Below are 17,916 nucleotides of genomic sequence, written 5' to 3'. Positions count from 1 at the left end.
AAAGGTGTTTAGAGAACTAAACACACTCACTTTTAGTGAGAGACAAGCTCGTGACTTTAGTCGTGAGTTGTTGACGTATTTGTTCCAAAATCTGCCAAGTCATGGTAGTATGATGATTAAAGATTTTAATACGATTCTCACGGAATATTTAGAATCGCTGAAAGGGTGTTGCAGGATGATTTTGTTGGGTTCAATCGTTAACGGATTAGCAATTATTGGAGGCAGCCTTTCCGGCATTGTCCTCAAAAATATGAAGGAACAGACTAAGGATACGGTCACAAAAGGGATTGCGCTGGGAGTTATTGCGCTGGCGATTCAAATGGCGATCCAGGCCAGCTCCTTTATTTTAATTATTATCAGTATTTGTCTCGGCGGTATGATCGGGGAGTTCTTGAAAATCGAAGACGGCATGAACAACATCGGCTTGTATTTGGAGCGGAAATTTGCCCGTGGCAATAGCAATTTCGCGGAAGGCTTCGTAACTGCCACTTTGATTTACTTGATCGGCTCCATGGGAATTATCGGCGCCATTGAAAGCGGCGTGGCCGGCAATCACCAAACGTTGTTCACCAAAGCGGTAATGGATGGTTTCATGTCGATTATGCTGACGGCTTCACTAGGTGTCGGCGTGCTGTTCTCAGCCTTTCCGGTTGTAATTTACCAAGGAGCTATTACCATTTTCGCCAGCTTTATTGTTAAATACCTGCCCCAAGAGCTGCTGGATATTTTGATGCACGAAATCAGTGCTATCGGCGGTTTGATGATTTTGGGAATCGGCTTGAATATTATTAAGCTCACAAAAATTCGAGTCTCAAACTTCCTGCCAAGCATTCTGGTGCTGATTGCCTTTTTGTTTGCGCAGTATTACTTTTTCTAGTATGGGAGGAATCGGTGTTCTGATTCCTCTTTTTATTTCGCGGAAAACTTGAGCATCAAGCAGTAACTGCATAGACGAACGACAATGGATGTGCTATACTTCCCCACATAACGCAAACGAACTCATCAAATTATAAGGAGATTATAATGGGAGAGATCTTATCCAGCATCACAGGCGCAATCGTCAATTTAGTCATTTTTTTACTGATACCAGTTTTATGGTGGTTTTTTAGACATAGAAAAGAGATCGGATTTTTCAAATGGATTGGGCTATACAAGCCGCAGTTGAAAAGTCAGTGGTGGGTGTTGATTATTTTCGCCGCCGTGTATTATTTCTTCTACAGCTTTGATTTTACTCAGCTGATCGACGCCAAATCATTAGAATATCTGGAAAACAGTGCCTCGGTATCCGGCAACGCCTACGCTGGAATGGGCGCAGTCGCTATCGTGCCGGCGCTGATTCAAAACTTTATCGCCAACGGAGTAGCCGAAGAAATTTTATTCAGAGGGTTCCTGTGCAAACGACTTTGCAGCAAATTCGGCACGGTTCCAGGGATCATTTTGCAAGGCGTTTTATTTGCGCTGATGCACAACATACTCTATCTGGTGGCGGGCATGGAGGTTAGTCTTTGGTATCACGTGCTGATGTTTTTCTTTACGACAATGGGTGCCTTGCTTTTAGGCTGGCTGAACGAAAAAATATACAATGGCTCCATTATCCCAAGTATCATCCTGCATGGTGCCGGAAACTTTATCTCTACCATGCTGGTGGCCTTCGGTTAAGCACAAAAAAACTGCAGACAGCCATCCTTTTCAGGAGCTTTGTCTACAGCTAAAGTGTTAGTGACAGAAACTGTCGCTAATGCTTTTTTTACTTCACATCGTATCCAGCAGCTGCCAAGGTATCCATCGCAGCCTTAAACTTGTCCGCCTTCACCAGCACATAATCCGTATTATAGGTGGACAAAGCAAACACACTAATTTCCTTTTCCGCCAAGATTCCAGTGATTTTCGCCAGAATACCAACCAACGCAAAATCCAGAACGCCAGCGATTTTAAAGCCCCGCCAATCGTCTTCTCGTTGAATCGTTTCTGCCGGCACACTGCTAGTAGGTGCAACCACCGAATTTTCCTCATCCGTTACACCTAAAAACAACGGCCGAACACTTAAATCTAACATCGCTAAATCAGCCACTTGAAAGACTGACAATTCTTCTGGCATTACAACTAATTCCATCTATTTTCTCCTTTTAACAAAATAATGTTTGGTGACACCCAGCATCGGAACATCCTCCAGTTGAGCAAACTGCTGATACCCATTTTTCAAATAGAAATCCACTGCCTGAAAATCCTTGGTAGTTAAGGTAATCGTCTGGATACCTTTATCGAAGGCCAATTCCTCCATCGCCTGCAACAAAGCGCTCCCGACTCCACCCTGACGCGCATGATAATCCACCACCAGCATGGATATATGCAAGGTCTGGTACTGATACTTGGCAATAATGCCGCCTAGCAGCTGACCATCCTTTTTGGCACACAAAGCCAACTCTTGTTCACTTTCAGCCAGTACTTCTTCGCCAAAGTGCTGGCGATGCTGTGCGTCAAACAGTTCAGTCAGAAACGGACGCAGCTCTTTTCTATTTGCGGTTTCGATTTGCATAGGTGCCTCCTTTGCGACACATTTATTCTTCTTATTATAAGCTAAGTTAACATTTCTACCAATCGAAATTCTCACGATGCTCGTAATTTATCACCTGTAACGATAATTTACACAGACGATAATCATTTTTTCCGAAACAAAAAAAAGCCATCCTTCTAAGCGAAACAATGGCCCGTAAAATTTTACTTTCTTTTGAAATTTTTCATATTTGATACTATAGTCAAGGCTCCAACCGCCAGACTGCTTAATCCAATGACATTTTTTCCTAAAACCGTCCCAATAAGTCCACCGCACAGCAGCCCTACTCCCAAAGTAGTACCTAGTAATGAAGCAGCTTGCGTTGCTTTAGAAGGGCGCGTCACTCTCGTGGCCGTTTCCAATGATTTTTGAACATTTCCCTTAGATAATTCTTGCGACAGCTCTACAATTTTCTCATTATGTTTTTTCATCTCTTCCTCCATTTTCTTTCAGCAGCGTCAGTCACCTTGACTGACAAAAGTTTTAACGGTTCTTCATTCATAAATCTTGTCAATCACGCTATCAAGCAGTGTAGAAAAAACTTCAAAATGATCATAGCCAATAGTTTCCTTATTAGTCACAATAGAAAGCAAGGCATTGAATATACCAACGGCCTTCTGCTTCTCCATTTTCAACTGAAGCTGAGAATCAAAAAGCTTGTTCATAATAAAATCATCGCTGATTATTCGACTCTTCTGCTTCCATTCCTCCGGCGCTCTGTTTAAGAAGGCGATAAAATCCGGATTGTTTCGCTGTGTAAGAATATTGGTTTTATCGTATTCGAGATAGAGCTTTTTTAGCATCTGACTAATACTTTGTTTAGAAACCTTTTCAGTCATTGTTGCAGCAATCAAACACAATATGCGTTCTTGAATCGTATCCAACACGCTGCAAAACAACCATTCCTTTGAGTCAAAAAATAAGTAAAAGGCCCCTTTTGAAATACCGACCTTCCTGCAAAGTTGATCAATATTCGTTTTCTTGTAACCATAGCTGGCCCAACTTTTTTCACACTCAATAATTAAATTTTGACCTATACGTTTTTTCTCATCCTCAGAAAAACTTCTAGCCATTTACTATCTCTCCTTAAAAAACCTATGACTTAAATTGATTTTACAGTCATAGGTTTATTGTAAAGGGTTCTCCACCAGTTGTCAACGAAATCACAAAGATTTCGTTCTACTATTCAAAAAAGACTCCAGCCCCCGCCAGAGTCTTCCGCATTATCTAAACCTGCTAATTTGCCAAAAAGAAAAGCAAAAAAGCTGCAATCGCAACCAATGCAAAACCAACTGTTTTCCAATATCGATAGTAAAGAGCCTCCAATGCGGCATACCCAGCAAACAGACCCAAACACAAGTTATAGAAACCCTCTGGCAGCCGGCGAAAAGCATAAGCGTAGATTCCTAAAACCAAGAACAATACACCAAAGCCAAGCATGACACTAACCTTCAGACGGATTTGATGATCAGAGACATTTCGCGGCAATTCCTGATGCTGCTTTCTAGCCAAGCTTTCACCATTGTTTTTGACAATATAAGTCAGGTTCGTGAATACTTCCATCGCACCCAGGGCAACGAAAAAAGCTCGGTAAATTTCATTTATCCAGCTCATGGATTCATTTCTCCTCCTTTTCGGTGTTGGAGATAATCTTGTTCAGACAAAAATAAAGCTCTACTATTTGTTTTTCTGTGAGACCGTCCAAGGCAAAACTGTTCACCTCTTGCGCATCCGTCATCACCCGATTTACGACTTTTTCCCCCTCCTCTGTCAGCGACACATTAAAAGCTCGTTTATCCGAAACACTTTTGGTTTTTTGGACCAATTCTTTTTTCTTAATTTTTTCGATGACCGCCCCAGCCGTTGCCTTGTCCGACTTCAAATGCTCAGCGATTGCCACTTGAGTTAACGGTCCCTTTTCTGATAAAAGCTTGAGCACCGCCCATTGCGCAGTTGTAATTCCTTCACTTTTCAGCTTAAAGTTCATGATCGATTTAACACTTCTAGCACTTGTATTCAACAGATATCCTAGCGATTGATTGATATTCATCTATAATCCGCCTCTCTAACCAAATAGTATGTATACATGCTATATTCCTGAATCGTTATTTTGTCAACATCGTTAAGTTTATCGTCCTTGTAATTGCGCAAAAAAAAGACTCTAGCCCCCGCCAGAGTCTCTATTTCTATTTTACTTCTATTTCGCTTCTTCTAACTCCATCGGCTCACCAATCACCCACGTGCGGGCAACCTTCTGCTCGTGAATCATTTGGGCATACCAGCCGCTCATGCTGCACAGCTCCTGATGTGTCCCCTTTTCCAAAATTTCTCCATCGGCTAAAACAATAATTTGATCGGCATTGATAATAGTATTCAAACGATGGGCAATTACTACCACCGTCTTCTGCTCCATCAACCGATCCAGCGCCAAATTGATTTCCTTTTCGTTGTCTGCATCCAAGCTAGAGGTCGATTCATCCAGCAAGACCACCGGTGCATCCTTCAGCAGCGCCCGGGCAATCGAGACCCGTTGTTTTTCGCCGCCACTTAAGGTCGAGCCACCTTCACCTACCATCGTGTCGTAGCCGTTTTCCAGCTGCATGATGAACTCATGACAATTGGCTAAGCGGCTGGCCTGTACCACTTCCTCCATCGAAGCTTGCTGTTTGGCGATACGAATGTTGTTCAAAATCGTATCATTAAATAGGTAGACATCCTGCAAGACACAGGTGATTTCTTCAGTCAGCGCATCAGGACGAACCTCCCGCACATTTTCGCCGCCAATTGAGATGTTTCCTGTTGTGACATCCCAAAAGCGCGAAATTAAGCTGATCACCGTCGATTTACCAGAACCTGAAGGCCCCACTAAAGCCGTTGTTTTGCCATTTTCCACCGTAAAGGACAAGTCCTTCAACACCGGTACATCATTTTCATAGCTAAAGGACACATCGTCGAATTCAATCGTATGATCGCTGCTCTCAAAGCTGTCCTTCGTATAAGGCAACGGCTGAGTTTCAAAAATATGCCGCAAATTATCGGCCGATTTAGCCATGAATTTCAATTCCGGATACAGCATCCCGATTACCATCAGCTGACTAGAGGTAGAAACACTCAGCATCAACACCGCCACATATTGCTGGGGCGAAGTGTTCCCCTGCAGCAGCAAATTGGTTCCCCAGATCAGCGCTACTGGAATCATGAAGGACACAATTGTCGAGAAAATCATCACATAAGGCATCATCGACAATTCCACCCGAATCGAGGATTTTTTTAATTCCACAAAGGAATCATCCAAGCGCTGGAATTTGGTACCAGTTAGTTGATACAAACGGAAGGTTTTGATCCCGTTAATGTATTCTACTACCCGCGAAATCACAGCGTTCATTTTCACCCGATGCTGCGGCGCAATTTTGTTCCCCACGGCGCCGCCTTTAATCATCAAGGGCAAAGCCACCGCAATCATCACTACCATCACTCCAGCAAAACGGAAGTCGATGATTAAGGCACCTGCCATACAAACACAGACACTAAACATGGCCTTTACAAAATCCGTCAGGTTATGAGACAAGACCTGCTCAAAATCAGAAATATCGGTAGAAAAGTAACTGGTCAGCTTGCCGACACTGTTTTGATTGAAATAGCCTGAATTCAAGCTGCGCACATGATCCGCCAAACGCAAGCGCAAATCCGTAGCAATCGCCGAGCTGTTCATTTGCAGTGAGAAGAACACGTATTTAGCTAAAATCGCCCGCAAAATGAAGACCACCACTAAAACCGCCAAGCCTTGGAAAAAGAAGGTCTGAGTAAAACGATCCGACACCAAGTTCACAATCGCCAAAATCATCACTGAGTAAAAAACCATATTGAAGAAGGCATCCAAAATCGATAACAACAAGGGTTTATACAGCAGTTTGATATTGTCGCCAGTGACGTATTTTACATTCCGAATAATACTAATCATGTTGATCCTCCTCTGCATAAATGGCCCAAAGCTTCGCGTACGTTCCCTTGCGCAGCAGCAGCTCCTCGTGAGTGCCCCGTTCAACAATCCGCCCTTGATCAAAGATACAAATTTGATCAGCATGCTTGATGGTATTCAAGCGATGGGCAATCATAATCGTCGTCTTGTTTTGCAGCAGCTCATTTAAAGCCAACTGAATTTTTCGTTCGTTTTCAATATCGGTAAAGCTGGTGGCTTCATCAAAAATAACCAGTGGTGCATTTTTCAGAATTGCCCGAGCAATACAAATCCGCTGCTTCTCACCGCCGGACATCTTGATTCCAGATTCTCCCATCACCGTGTCGTAGCCATCCGGCAGACCCATGATGAAGTCGTGAATTTGCGCCGCTTTCGCTGCCTCATGAATTTCTTCTTCCGTGGCTGTACCTTTCCCAACTGAAATATTCATGCGAATCGTGTCACTCAGCATAAAAGCATCCTGGAAAACAAAGCTCATAGATTCCATTAAGCTAGGCTCATCGAAATCTGAGATCGAATGGCCATTCAAACGAATCTGACCCTTTTGGATATCCCAAAACCTTGGAACCAGCTGTGCCGTTGTCGATTTCCCAGAACCAGACACGCCCACAAAAGCCGTCAGCGTATTTGACGGAATCGTCAAGGATACATCGTGCAAGACTTCATCCTCTTCATAAGAGAAATGAACGTTTTCAAAGACCACTTCCACTTGATCCAAGACTTGATGAGTTTGTCCGAAATGTTGCTGCGGCAGGTCCATAATATCTTTGATTTTTTCCGTTCCCGACAAAATCTGAGTAATAGCAACCATAAAGCCGCTTAAGCTTTTGAAAGAAGAAAGAAACACAATACTCATAATCAAGAAAAACAGATACGTCGGCAAATCGACACTGCCTTGCAGATACATCCAGCCGCCTAATGGGAAGCTGAACAATAGACCCGACTCAATCATGACTAGGAACATACTGTAAGGCCAAGACTGCACCTTGGAGCATTCGGTCCACATTTCATGGTATTCCTCCACCGTATCTGAATACTGTTTGAAGCCTTTAGCTGTCACATTAAAGGATTTCATCACATTCATCCCATTAATAAACTGCATAATGGAAGAATTCAGTTGTGCCACTAACTTTTGGAACCAAGTCATGTAGCGACTGCTAAAACGCATCCCAAAAGCCATAATCCCAAGACCAAGTACGATCGGCAGCAGTAAAAACAAAGCCAAGCCCACATGCAACGTACATAAATAGCCAAACATTAATAACGGTGCTACTAACGCTTTAGCCAAATCAGGTACCTGATGAGCCAACATCTGTTCAATCCGTTCGGTATCCTCAATAATCGTCTTCTTCAATTTCCCTGAAGTCGTTTTAGTGAAAAAACCTAAATTCAACGTCGCAATATGAATACTCATCTGTTTGCGAATTTCGTACAAAGTGTTAAAGGCCCCAATATGCGACAATGACCCGCTAATTAGCATTGCCACAAACTTCACAATAATAGCTATCCCCGCATACATGGCATATTGTCTTGCCAGATCGATATTGGGCTGGTCACCAAATAAAAACATCAACACTCGGTACAACATGACTAATGGTACAAAATCCATAATTCCCGACAGAATACTAAAGATGGCAGAAAACAGCAGCAAAATACTGGATTTCCCAGCCAATTTAAATAAATACCCGACGCTTGCCTTTTCCATACACATTCCTCCAAAAATTCAACTGATAATGATTCTCAATATCAATTGAATTATTACACAGGTTATTTAATAAGTAAAGGAGTTTTTAGTATTTAAATTCAATATTTTTAAAAAAAAAGAAAAAAAGACCTCGAAAATGAGATCTTTTTGCTTGAAACATACTCACTATTTGATCAGGTAAAGTAGGTAGAAAAATAAAAGAAAGGAAACCAAGAAGATTCCATTGATCTTACTGAAGTTCGTTATTAATTCTTTTTTCTCATTCACAAAATAGACTGCAAACACTTTGTAACCAATCAAATTTGCCAAAGAAGCAATCAGTGTCCCCAATCCGCCGATATTTACGCCTAAAACCAGTGCCTGTGCTTCTTGCGTAAAAGGAGCCAACAACAGCGCCGCTGGAACATTACTGATCACTTGACTGATCAAGGCCGAACTAAACAGCACGGAGGTGAAACTGCCCAACATCGCCCGAATCACCGTGACAAAACCAGCCACTTCACCTAAATTACCGACAATAAGAAAAAAGAAGACAAAGGTCCCTAATAAGCGATAGTCAACCTCCTTAAGAGCTGTCCGGTCAGAGAAAAAGGCTGCTAAAACAGCCAGAACCACCGCCACTTGAAAAGGAAACAAATGTAGCACCGACAGGATCATTATTAGCATCGCAGCTACTGGAAGTATTAACATTTTTGTTTCGATCGCCTTGCGCTCTTGTTCCAAGACCTTCAACTGTTTATTGGGAATGAACTGGCAAGCAACCAGTAGTGCCGCAATCGATAGACCGAAAAACGGCAACAGGAGCACTAAGAAATCCCCAAAGCTCATCTGATAAAAAGCAAATAAATAAAGATTTTGTGGATTTCCAAACGGTAGACAGCTGCTTCCTAAATTAGCAGCGATAATAATCAGGGTTGTCCCGATGACCTTCTCTTTAAACTGCGGTGTCTTTTGCACGATCTTCAAAAATACTGGCAGCAAAGTCAATATAGCAATATCGTTAGTCAAAATCATTGAGGAAAAAAACGCCAAGAAAGTCAGGTTACGAATCAGACTGCGATTCGTGCGAGAAACTCGAATCAATTTTTCAGCAAAATAATCCAGCACGCCTAACCTTTCCAAAACCTTGATCACAGCCATTAGACCAAGCAAGGTAAAAATCACGTGAAAATCAATAAAATCTAGCGATAACCGTCCTATTAGACAGGCAATCACCGCCAGCAAGCCAGAAATCGTAAAAAGAAAATCTCTTCTAAAAAAAAGTCTTATATTCGTCATTGGTTCACCTGATAACATTTCGTATTTTTTTCTTCAATTGATTGTACCACTTTCATGGTGCCATAGTTCATTTTTACTGATTAGAAGAGAAAACTAGTAGTTATTCTGTAAGCGCTTTTCAAGATAAGTTATAATGAAGAAAAGCCGAGGAATAAAGGAGGAAATTATGAAAAAAGCAGTTTGGATCTATTCAATCAACGCTTACGGAAATGCTAGCGCTTTTGTCGGCGGCAGCGGGTTTGGCCCTGGGGCGAAAAAATTCCAGGAAAAATTAACGGCTGATTTACTGCCAGAAATTGATCTTCAATTTATCAGCTACGATATAACCAGTAATGAGGTTCCCGAAGCTGATCTGATTATTTACACTCATTTAAGTGAAAAATATCTGAATGACGGAATCAAGGAAAAAGGACTCTCTCTTCCTTTTCAAGATGTCTTTATGGGAAATCTAGAAGATATAAAAGAGGCTATCACCCACTATTTTGCTGCCAACAAATAAAAGCTAGGAAACATTGGAGGATTTTGAAACTCCAGCGTTTTCCTAGCTTTTATTCACTTATTCAGTTATCTCGATCTGATTTCCTTCCAAGGCAACAATCGCACTTTCATAATAACCATCGCCAGTTGTCCGCGGACCTGACAAGACTTGATAGCCATCAGCCAAAAATTGCTTGGTCATAGTGTCCACTTTTTCCTTACTGCCTACACTAAATGCCAAATGAATCAAGCCAGCTTGGTACAACGAAGGCACTCCCTCTTCAACTTCTGGACGCGTCATTAATTCCAACCGAGCCCCATCATCAAAAGTTAAAAAATAAGTTTGCAGGCCAGTTTTAGTATTGTGGTACATATCATTACTCTGAGCCCCAAAATATTTTTCAAAAAACGCCCGCATCTCTTCCAAATCATGGACATACATGGCTACATGTTCTAGTTTCATCCAATTCCCCATTTCTTTTTCTCTTCTGTTACTAATGGTATACTATTGGACAGAAAGAAGGAAGCCTTATGACCAACGAAAATTTACAAGAGCTGGAAGAATTTTGGGATACGTTTGCCCCGGAATATGAAAGCATCCAACAGGAATCGAACTTTCTAATTGCCGAAGCTGTGAAGCAGTTTTTATTGAAGGAAAAAATTCTACCCTGTGCCGCATTTTTAGATTTAGCTGGTGGCAGTGGTCGTTATTTGGCAAGCTTTCAGGATGTCGTAGAGGATTATACTTTTGTGGATATTTCTCAGGAAATGCTGGCAATTGCCCAAACAAAACAGCAGAATCCTAAAGTCCAGTTTATTCATCAAGATCAAGAGAGCTTTTTCCAAACAAACAGCCAATCCTATGATGTAGTATTCACCGCGATGAATCCTGCTTTAATTACTAAAGATGACCTGCTAAAATTCACCACCCAAAGCCATGGATGGTGCTTGATCCTACGATTAGTTGAACAAACTGACAGTCTATTTTCACCCTATGAAGCAGCTAACGAAGATCCGAACTTAATGGAACGCTATCGGCAGTTCTTGGATAAAGCTGGTATCTCTTTTAATACCCAAGATTTTGATTTCTCCTCCAACGAAGAAATCAGCCGTGAATTTTTTGAAAACTACTTCGAGGATGAATATTCACCACAACAACTTAAACAAATGACCAATAAAATCTTTGGACAGAATGACTCACAGACTAATCAGCAAACCATCCGTTATCAACTCATTTATTACCCACTACCCAAAAACCTATCCCTTAAAAAGAAAGGCGGACCCAATAAGCGATCAGACAAAAAAACTATCTAGCCGCTTGCATTATTCGAATAATTTCAATCTACAAACATTAGTTAGCAGAGACTCATTTTGCCATAGCTTTTCGATAAAAAACAGCCTGTAACCAAGAAGGCTGCAGGCTGTTCAACTTATTATATAAGATTTCGTTTCGTAAACGGCTTGAATCCGTTGGTTATCCAAGCAATCAGCTTCATCAAGTAGCCGAATAGGATAAAGATCACCACTAATATCAGTACATTTAGAATCACGCGACCCCAGCCCAGTTGATCAGCATCGATGAAAAAGTAAGGATAGTAACTTCCAAATCCCATAATCGGTCCGCCAATTTGTGCTCGTATGATTGTAAACAGCCAATAAATTAATGGTAAAATCGCCCAAGTCCACGGTTTGATTTTCTTCGTATCGCTGGTATTAGCAAACAAAACCCAGTCAACAAAGACCATGATCGGGGTAAAGGTATGCACCAGAATATCCGATAAGGTGTTCACAGCGTAATCGGATGTATCAGGGATCGTCGGTACTAACACAAAGTTATAGATCAACCCGGTAATTACAATCACTAAGGTCAATGCACCCATCACATTCGGTGAAAAATCTACTGACCAAGCGCGTTTTAGCGACACACTGTCAATCAGACTTTTGATCACTAAGTAAAGATAGGCAAAGAAAATCAATAAATTGCTTAGTACCGTGTAAAATACCAACTGACCGGTTTCAAAACGGCCTTCAAACAGCCCCAACAGTAAGGCAATCCCCCAACCGCATCCGATAACCAATACCAAACGAAAGATATTCTTTATCGTAATATACATCTGCGGTCAACTCCTCCTTTCTATAAGAACGCCGTTGTTACACTTCCTATGACGATTAAAGCTAAGCCAATCAAAGTAAAGCGAAATTCCTTCGGTGTCTTTTTCTCGTTAAGAATGAACATACCGCCTAAAGTAGCAATCACTACATTTAACTGAGTGATTACATAAGCGGTCGCTACGCCATTTCTTTGAGCAGAAAAGATATACGCAAAAGCCGAAATACTAAAGATAATCCCGACAATTGATGCTTTCCAGCTTTTATCACTGGCAAAGGCTTTTGGTTGTTTCAACACCACATAGATCATGGCTGCGATAAATACTCCCAGCATTTGCGGGAAGAAAATCGCGTCTCCTGGTGCGTCAACTAATTTGGGCAAGGCACTGTAAACCCAATACCCTACACTAGTTGTCGCCAGAATAATCAAACCTTTAGTGGTACCACTTTTATTATCCGCATTTTCGGTAACAGCAGTCATCGCTGCCCCAATGATCAGCAGCACAATCGAGCCAAAGCCGATAATTTTCGACGTCGTTCCAGCCCATTCGCCAAAAGCCAGCACCCCGATTAAGGAAGTACCCACTAATTGAATCCCGGTGGAAATCGGCATCGTGCGAGAAACTCCTAACAGGTTAAAGGCCGTGTATTGTCCAGTTTGACCAATCACCCAAAAAGCGCCTGAAGCCAGTGCGATCATAAAGGTGCTAAAAGAAACACTTTGACCAGAAAAAAAGAAATAAACAATAATTCCAACAATTAGTGTACCAATCCCCGTACCTAATATTTCGTTAGTAGGACGACCGCCGATTTTTTTTAAAATCAGCGGCTGAATCCCCCAACCAATTGCCGGAAGTAGCGCAATTAAAATATTCATACTTTACACTCCATTCTACCCTATCCGCGTCCACCTTGGAAGGCTGGATATAAGGTCATACCACCGTCAACAAACAGTGTTACGCCGGTTACATAGCTAGATTCATCTGAAGCTAACCAAGCAGCAGCTGCCGCAACTTCACTAGGTTCACCAATACGTTGCATTGGCACCATGCTGGTGGTTGTTGCTAATTGTTCAGGATCAGCAAATTTCTTAGCATTGATTGGTGTGTTAATGGCACCAGGTCCAATGTTGTTGATGCGGATGTTGCGAGCCGCATATTCCATCGCTACGGTTTCAGAAAACAGTTTTACCCCACCTTTAGATGCTGCATAATGAGCAAATGTAGGCCAAGGGATTTGTTCATGAACGGAAGACATATTGATAATATTGCCTTTTTTGTCATGCTCCAAGAAATAATTCAAGGCCGCTTTCGTTCCTAAAAAGACACCAGTCAAGTTGACTTCAATAACTCTTTCCCAATCTTTTAATGGCAATTCATGGGTTTCGTGTTGGTTTTCCATGCCGGCATTGTTGATCCAGATATCTAGATCGCCAAATTCCTTCACAGCAGTATCAATTAATTTTTGGACACCTTCTTCGTTTCCCACGTCGGCTTGTACTGCTACACCTTTTCCGCCGGCTTCTTCGATAATTTTTACCGCTTCGTTGGCGCCATTTTCATCAGAATGATAGTTAACGACAACATTCATTTGTTCTTGACCGAACCGTTTAGAAATGGCTGTACCAATCCCTTTTGATCCGCCGGTAATCACAGCAACTTTGTTTTTCAAATCTGTATACATAACATTTCCTTCTTTCTTTAAGTGAGAAAAATTATAGGTCCGTTTAACCTTACTTTACTCGTTTTTATTTTTCGTGACCAATAATTGGCTCAGACAGAAGTCAGACCTTACAGAATGATCAAAAAGGATTATAATGATTAAGATAAACGAAAAAGGAGGATTTCTATGCAGGAATCTACGTATAAACGCATCAAAGAATTAACCGAATTACAAGGCACTAGCGGCTTCGAAGACGACATCCGCACCTATATGAAAAAAGAACTCACACCATTAGTCGATGACGTTCAGCAAGACGGTTTAGGTGGCATTTTTGGTCTGAAACAAGCGCCTGAAAACGCACCACGTGTGATGGTGGCTGCTCACATGGATGAAGTCGGCTTTATGTTGACGGAAATTACACCACGAGGATTGTTCAAAGTTGTCCCACTTGGCGGTTGGAATCCCTATGTCGTTTCCGCACAACGTTTTACCTTGAAAACGAAAAAAGGCAATTATCCCTGCATCTCTTCTTCGGTTCCCCCACATTTATTGAGAGGAACTGGCGGACAAGCGCAAGTTAAGATTGAAGACATATTATTTGATGCTGGCTTTGAATCAAAAGACGAGGCATTGGAATACGGCGTGTTGCCTGGGGACACGATTGTGCCTAAAGTAGAAACTATCAAAACTGCCAATGGCAAAAACATTATCAGCAAAGCTTGGGACAACCGCTACGGCTGCACCGTGGTGTTGGAAGCACTTGAAGCTTTGCAAGAGGAAACTTTGGATTACACCTTGATCGCTGGTGCTAATGTACAAGAAGAAGTTGGTTTACGAGGAGCGAAACCCGCTGTCACAAAATTCAAACCAGATTTGTTCTTTGCCGTGGATTGTTCGGCAGCTGATGACTTAACGACTACCAATGGGACATTTGGTCATTTAGGCGAAGGAACACTGTTACGGATTCAAGATCCCGGCATGATTTTACTGCCAAGATTACGGGAATACTTGCTGGATACAGCTGAGACTCACAATATTCCCTACCAATATTTTGTTTCTAAAGGCGGAACTGATGCTGGTGCTGCTCACACGGCTAACGAAGGAATCCCAAGCAGTGTAATTGGTGTATGCGGCCGTTACATTCATACTCACCAAACTATGTTCAGCATCGCTGACTTCGATGCTGCTAGAGAAATGCTGATTCAAGTCTTGAAAGGTCTGGATCAAAGTACGATTAACACAATTATCTATGGGTAAGACCGCATCGAGAGGAGCAAAACTGTGAAGAAAATTATGCTCCAGCCTGCTAGTTCGCAAAAGCGCCCCAGAATCATGGTCTTCGCAGAAGGTACAGTTCTAAAACCAAAATCCTTTTGGCAGCAGTTTTCTCACCGGGCTTATGTTCCCATCGGTCAAGCAGTCCAACTGCTGAGCCGGTGGGAGGCTCAAGGTGCGGATATTATTTATTGCACTTCCCGCAAAGGCAAGCAAGCCGAGAAAATCGCGGAATTACTGCAACAATTTTCCTTTCCAGGAAGCTGTCTGGTTGCTAGAGAAGTCGGCGAGAAATATGCTGATTTGGTTGAAATCTTGAAGCCGGATGTGCTAATTGAGGATGATTGTAAAAGCATTGGCGGTGCGTGGCAAATGTGTATCACAAAGGTGGAGCCTCATCTCAAAGCTGCGATAAAATCCATTGTCGTTCCCGAATTCCAAGGGATTTCTCACCTGCCCGATGATCTGCAAGAACTGCAAACAGTTAAAAACTCCAGCCCCCTCCGAAAAACATAGGGTGCTGGAGTTTTCATTTATTCTGCTCGCAATGCAATTGCGGCATCTTTTTTGGCAGCCATTCTTGCTGGGATGTGTCCACCGATCATGGTTAAGACGGTAGATACTAGAATCAAGATAACGCCATGAACTGGGTTCAGTTGGGCTACATTTTCCAGTTCTGTCATATTATATAAAATATGGTTGATTGGGAAAGTCGCTGCCCAAGCTAAGAGCACCCCTAATGTTCCGGAAGCTAGACCTAAAATGCAGGTTTCCGCATCGAATACCCGGGTAATATCCTTCTTCCGAGCTCCCAAGGCTTTCAAGACTCCGATCTCCTTAGTCCGTTCGATTACAGAAGTATAGGTGATAATCCCGATCATGATCATGCTGGTAACTAATGAAATCCCAGCGAATGCGATCAAGACATAGGTGATAGCATCCATCAAACCACCAGTTAATTCCGTCATGGTCCCGGCTAAATCTTGGTAAATGATCCGGTCTTCTTTAGATTTACCTTGATTGTATTCGTCCAAGTAATCCAAAATGGCTTCTTTGTCTTTGAAGTTGTTTGGATAAATCATAATACTGTAAGGGATGCTGTCACCGCCAAGGTAAGCCAAGGTGCTTTCCTTAGTGCTGTCATCCAATGGCTCGTTAGTCATCACGTTTGTATCACTATTCCGTTGTGCTTGAACAATTGCGGAATCTTGGTTTTCATCCACAATTTGTTGGGTTAATTCATTACTATAGGCGATCCCTGGAGCTAGTAAATTCATGGTCGAATTTTCTTTTACACGTAAAACACCGGAGATATTCATTTCTCGGTTGTTCTCATTATTATAAATGTCATTGTAATCAGTGTTTGGCACGAAATTTCCAGTTGGCAATTCGGTATAGTAATCATTATTATGGATCAGCTTGAAGCTAGTTCCCACGATTTGATCGAAGTCGATCTTATCGCCGTCATTTACGTCAAAGCCTAAATTCTTCAACGAATTGATATTAGTATTATTATTCCCATCAACGATCAAGACAACATCGGTTGCTGATTTAGGATACGCACCATCCAACAAATCATAGTTTTCTTCCAGAAAGCTGCTGTTGCCTTCTTTTAATTGTTTAGGAAAAGAAGACACACCAACACCGGTCATGTTTGCCATTGCATTAGTCATGCCCGCACTAGCACTGTCAGAAGCATCATTGGATAATTTCACTGGTTCCACATTGCCATTGACATCTCTTAACAGGTTCATTCCCACTAAGCGAGTAAAACCGATGTTATTGCTTAGGTTTGGATCAATGTTCTCAATGTAATCCACATATTCTTGATCAATTTTATTAGTGTGTTGCGCCCGATCTTGATCACTGATTTTCGCAGTAACTGTATCGGTATTGGGATATGTGCCATCATCTGTACCTAAAGCATCTTCTTGTCTACCGCTGCGATCTGCCGCTACCTGTGAAATGGTGATTGGAAATTTTGCCATTGTTTCTGATTGGGTCTGATCAATTTGAGCTTGAAAGCCGCTGGATAGTGACAACACAATCCCGATACTGATAATTCCAATACTGGAAGCAAAAGCAGTTAAAAATGTGCGACCTTTTTTAGTACGTAAATTGTTAAAAGATAGTTTCAAAGCCGTCATGAATTTCATTTTAGTACGTTTCAGATTGAATTGATCGGGCTTTGGTCGTTCTTGATGGGGATGAGAATCGTTCATAATGTGTCCATCAGAAAACTGGATAATCCGATCTGCATACTCATCTGCCAAGGCTGGGTTATGGGTAACCATAATCACCAGTTTCTCCTTGGATAATTCTTCAATCAATTTCATAATTTGGATACTGGTTTCGGTATCTAAGGCACCTGTCGGCTCATCGCAAAGTAAGATGTCTGGATCATTGGCTAGCGCCCGAGCAATCGCTACTCGCTGCATTTGTCCTCCAGATAATTGATTGGGCTTTTTGTGCATATGGTCAGCTAAACCTACGCGCCGCAAGGCATCTTCAGCCTTTTGCGTTTTTTCTTCTTTGGGAACGCCACTTAAGGTCATGCCTAATTCTACGTTGTCAATAATCCCCAAATGACTGATTAAGTTATAGCTTTGAAAGACAAAACCAATCGAGTTATTACGGTAAGCATCCCAGTCGGCAGCCTTAAAGGTTTTGGTGGATTTTCCGTTAATGACCATATCACCAGTATCGTAATTATCCAAACCGCCGATGACATTCAGTAAAGTCGTCTTACCTGATCCACTGGCTCCTAGAATTGCGACAAACTCTTGGCGACGAAAAGCCACTGATACTCCATCTAAAGCCTTTGTGGTCGTATCCCCCACGTGGTAATATTTCTTTATATCCTTTAGTTCTAACATG

The 17,916-nt window shown here is 42.0% G+C and carries 20 protein-coding genes; 6 read left to right on the top strand and 14 right to left on the bottom strand.

Annotated elements, in window-relative coordinates:
- Window positions 1-175 precede the first annotated feature (175 nt).
- A complete protein-coding gene (locus tag IGI42_RS14515) occupies window positions 176-877 on the top strand; it encodes a DUF554 domain-containing protein (protein ID WP_438717054.1) in 702 nt (233 codons plus the stop codon).
- 146 nt (window positions 878-1,023) lie between these two features.
- The gene (locus tag IGI42_RS14510; RefSeq protein ID WP_438716579.1) at window positions 1,024-1,659 is read left to right on the top strand and encodes a lysostaphin resistance A-like protein; all 636 of its coding nucleotides are present in this window, start codon (window positions 1,024-1,026) and stop codon (window positions 1,657-1,659) included.
- Between the two features lie 88 nt (window positions 1,660-1,747).
- Here the strand turns inward: IGI42_RS14510 and IGI42_RS14505 are convergent, their stop codons facing one another.
- From IGI42_RS14505 to IGI42_RS14465, 9 genes are all read right to left on the bottom strand, one after another.
- Window positions 1,748-2,113 (bottom strand): ACT domain-containing protein, encoded by a 366-nt coding sequence (locus IGI42_RS14505; RefSeq protein ID WP_438716578.1) that lies wholly within the window; start codon window positions 2,111-2,113, stop codon window positions 1,748-1,750.
- Entirely contained in the window at window positions 2,114-2,536 is a 423-nt protein-coding gene (locus IGI42_RS14500; RefSeq protein WP_438716577.1) for a GNAT family N-acetyltransferase, read from the bottom strand.
- 182 nt (window positions 2,537-2,718) lie between these two features.
- Window positions 2,719-2,985 carry a hypothetical protein gene (locus IGI42_RS14495; RefSeq protein WP_438716576.1) on the bottom strand — a complete coding sequence of 89 codons (267 nt, stop codon included), beginning with the start codon at window positions 2,983-2,985 and terminating at the stop codon, window positions 2,719-2,721.
- A 63-nt stretch (window positions 2,986-3,048) separates the two neighbouring features.
- Window positions 3,049-3,627 carry a TetR/AcrR family transcriptional regulator gene (locus tag IGI42_RS14490; protein ID WP_438716575.1) on the bottom strand — a complete coding sequence of 193 codons (579 nt, stop codon included), beginning with the start codon at window positions 3,625-3,627 and terminating at the stop codon, window positions 3,049-3,051.
- Between the two features lie 163 nt (window positions 3,628-3,790).
- Window positions 3,791-4,168 (bottom strand): hypothetical protein, encoded by a 378-nt coding sequence (locus tag IGI42_RS14485; RefSeq protein ID WP_438716574.1) that lies wholly within the window; start codon window positions 4,166-4,168, stop codon window positions 3,791-3,793.
- Between the two features lie 4 nt (window positions 4,169-4,172).
- The gene (locus IGI42_RS14480) at window positions 4,173-4,604 is read right to left on the bottom strand and encodes a MarR family winged helix-turn-helix transcriptional regulator (protein ID WP_438716573.1); all 432 of its coding nucleotides are present in this window, start codon (window positions 4,602-4,604) and stop codon (window positions 4,173-4,175) included.
- Between the two features lie 147 nt (window positions 4,605-4,751).
- Complete coding sequence (locus IGI42_RS14475) at window positions 4,752-6,515, bottom strand: ABC transporter ATP-binding protein (RefSeq protein ID WP_438716572.1); 1,764 nt, start codon at window positions 6,513-6,515, stop codon at window positions 4,752-4,754.
- On the bottom strand, window positions 6,508-8,238 hold the full coding sequence (locus tag IGI42_RS14470; protein WP_438716571.1) for an ABC transporter ATP-binding protein: 1,731 nt from the start codon (window positions 8,236-8,238) through the stop codon (window positions 6,508-6,510). The genes IGI42_RS14475 and IGI42_RS14470 overlap by 8 nt, the downstream gene beginning before the upstream one ends.
- 165 nt (window positions 8,239-8,403) lie before the next feature.
- Complete coding sequence (locus tag IGI42_RS14465; protein ID WP_438716570.1) at window positions 8,404-9,516, bottom strand: SLC13 family permease; 1,113 nt, start codon at window positions 9,514-9,516, stop codon at window positions 8,404-8,406.
- Between the two features lie 166 nt (window positions 9,517-9,682).
- Between IGI42_RS14465 and IGI42_RS14460 the strand changes: the two genes are divergently transcribed.
- Window positions 9,683-10,015, top strand: coding sequence for a hypothetical protein (locus IGI42_RS14460; RefSeq protein WP_438716569.1), 333 nt, complete (start codon window positions 9,683-9,685; stop codon window positions 10,013-10,015).
- 57 nt (window positions 10,016-10,072) lie between these two features.
- Here IGI42_RS14460 and IGI42_RS14455 read toward each other — a convergent pair whose 3' ends face one another.
- Window positions 10,073-10,456, bottom strand: coding sequence for a VOC family protein (locus IGI42_RS14455; protein ID WP_438717053.1), 384 nt, complete (start codon window positions 10,454-10,456; stop codon window positions 10,073-10,075).
- Between the two features lie 68 nt (window positions 10,457-10,524).
- On the opposite strand from IGI42_RS14455, the gene IGI42_RS14450 reads away from it, so the two are divergent.
- A complete protein-coding gene (locus IGI42_RS14450) occupies window positions 10,525-11,307 on the top strand; it encodes a class I SAM-dependent methyltransferase (RefSeq protein ID WP_438716568.1) in 783 nt (260 codons plus the stop codon).
- Between the two features lie 119 nt (window positions 11,308-11,426).
- Here IGI42_RS14450 and IGI42_RS14445 read toward each other — a convergent pair whose 3' ends face one another.
- The 3 genes from IGI42_RS14445 to IGI42_RS14435 are packed head-to-tail and all read right to left on the bottom strand — an operon-like array spanning window position 11,427 to window position 13,785.
- The gene (locus IGI42_RS14445; protein ID WP_438716567.1) at window positions 11,427-12,107 is read right to left on the bottom strand and encodes a Pr6Pr family membrane protein; all 681 of its coding nucleotides are present in this window, start codon (window positions 12,105-12,107) and stop codon (window positions 11,427-11,429) included.
- 20 nt (window positions 12,108-12,127) lie between these two features.
- On the bottom strand, window positions 12,128-12,979 hold the full coding sequence (locus tag IGI42_RS14440) for a GRP family sugar transporter (RefSeq protein ID WP_438716566.1): 852 nt from the start codon (window positions 12,977-12,979) through the stop codon (window positions 12,128-12,130).
- Window positions 12,980-12,999: 20 nt separating this feature from the next.
- Window positions 13,000-13,785, bottom strand: a complete 786-nt coding sequence (locus IGI42_RS14435; RefSeq protein ID WP_438716565.1) for a glucose-1-dehydrogenase — start codon at window positions 13,783-13,785, stop codon at window positions 13,000-13,002.
- Window positions 13,786-13,950: 165 nt separating this feature from the next.
- Between IGI42_RS14435 and pepA the strand changes: the two genes are divergently transcribed.
- Window positions 13,951-15,021: a glutamyl aminopeptidase gene (gene pepA / locus IGI42_RS14430; protein WP_438716564.1), complete on the top strand. Its 1,071-nt coding sequence runs from the start codon at window positions 13,951-13,953 to the stop codon at window positions 15,019-15,021.
- A 24-nt stretch (window positions 15,022-15,045) separates the two neighbouring features.
- Window positions 15,046-15,555, top strand: a complete 510-nt coding sequence (locus IGI42_RS14425) for a hypothetical protein (RefSeq protein ID WP_438716563.1) — start codon at window positions 15,046-15,048, stop codon at window positions 15,553-15,555.
- Between the two features lie 17 nt (window positions 15,556-15,572).
- On the opposite strand, the gene IGI42_RS14420 is transcribed toward IGI42_RS14425, so the two are convergent.
- Complete coding sequence (locus tag IGI42_RS14420; RefSeq protein WP_438716562.1) at window positions 15,573-17,915, bottom strand: ABC transporter ATP-binding protein/permease; 2,343 nt, start codon at window positions 17,913-17,915, stop codon at window positions 15,573-15,575.
- Window position 17,916 lies beyond the last annotated feature (1 nt).

Source organism: Enterococcus sp. AZ109, from assembly GCF_051714625.1.
In the GTDB taxonomy this organism is placed as follows: domain Bacteria; phylum Bacillota; class Bacilli; order Lactobacillales; family Enterococcaceae; genus Enterococcus_A.
This window is presented reverse-complemented; position numbering and strand designations above follow the sequence as displayed.

Coding starts and splice junctions, on each gene's coding strand:
- IGI42_RS14515 (WP_438717054.1), top strand. CDS start 176: ATGATTTTGTTGGGTTCAATCGTTAACGGATTAGCAATTATTGGAGGC.
- IGI42_RS14510 (WP_438716579.1), top strand. CDS start 1,024: ATGGGAGAGATCTTATCCAGCATCACAGGCGCAATCGTCAATTTAGTC.
- IGI42_RS14505 (WP_438716578.1), bottom strand. CDS start 2,113: ATGGAATTAGTTGTAATGCCAGAAGAATTGTCAGTCTTTCAAGTGGCT.
- IGI42_RS14500 (WP_438716577.1), bottom strand. CDS start 2,536: ATGCAAATCGAAACCGCAAATAGAAAAGAGCTGCGTCCGTTTCTGACT.
- IGI42_RS14495 (WP_438716576.1), bottom strand. CDS start 2,985: ATGAAAAAACATAATGAGAAAATTGTAGAGCTGTCGCAAGAATTATCT.
- IGI42_RS14490 (WP_438716575.1), bottom strand. CDS start 3,627: ATGGCTAGAAGTTTTTCTGAGGATGAGAAAAAACGTATAGGTCAAAAT.
- IGI42_RS14485 (WP_438716574.1), bottom strand. CDS start 4,168: ATGAGCTGGATAAATGAAATTTACCGAGCTTTTTTCGTTGCCCTGGGT.
- IGI42_RS14480 (WP_438716573.1), bottom strand. CDS start 4,604: ATGAATATCAATCAATCGCTAGGATATCTGTTGAATACAAGTGCTAGA.
- IGI42_RS14475 (WP_438716572.1), bottom strand. CDS start 6,515: ATGATTAGTATTATTCGGAATGTAAAATACGTCACTGGCGACAATATC.
- IGI42_RS14470 (WP_438716571.1), bottom strand. CDS start 8,238: ATGGAAAAGGCAAGCGTCGGGTATTTATTTAAATTGGCTGGGAAATCC.
- IGI42_RS14465 (WP_438716570.1), bottom strand. CDS start 9,516: ATGACGAATATAAGACTTTTTTTTAGAAGAGATTTTCTTTTTACGATT.
- IGI42_RS14460 (WP_438716569.1), top strand. CDS start 9,683: ATGAAAAAAGCAGTTTGGATCTATTCAATCAACGCTTACGGAAATGCT.
- IGI42_RS14455 (WP_438717053.1), bottom strand. CDS start 10,456: ATGAAACTAGAACATGTAGCCATGTATGTCCATGATTTGGAAGAGATG.
- IGI42_RS14450 (WP_438716568.1), top strand. CDS start 10,525: ATGACCAACGAAAATTTACAAGAGCTGGAAGAATTTTGGGATACGTTT.
- IGI42_RS14445 (WP_438716567.1), bottom strand. CDS start 12,107: ATGTATATTACGATAAAGAATATCTTTCGTTTGGTATTGGTTATCGGA.
- IGI42_RS14440 (WP_438716566.1), bottom strand. CDS start 12,979: ATGAATATTTTAATTGCGCTACTTCCGGCAATTGGTTGGGGGATTCAG.
- IGI42_RS14435 (WP_438716565.1), bottom strand. CDS start 13,785: ATGTATACAGATTTGAAAAACAAAGTTGCTGTGATTACCGGCGGATCA.
- pepA (WP_438716564.1), top strand. CDS start 13,951: ATGCAGGAATCTACGTATAAACGCATCAAAGAATTAACCGAATTACAA.
- IGI42_RS14420 (WP_438716562.1), bottom strand. CDS start 17,915: ATGTTAGAACTAAAGGATATAAAGAAATATTACCACGTGGGGGATACG.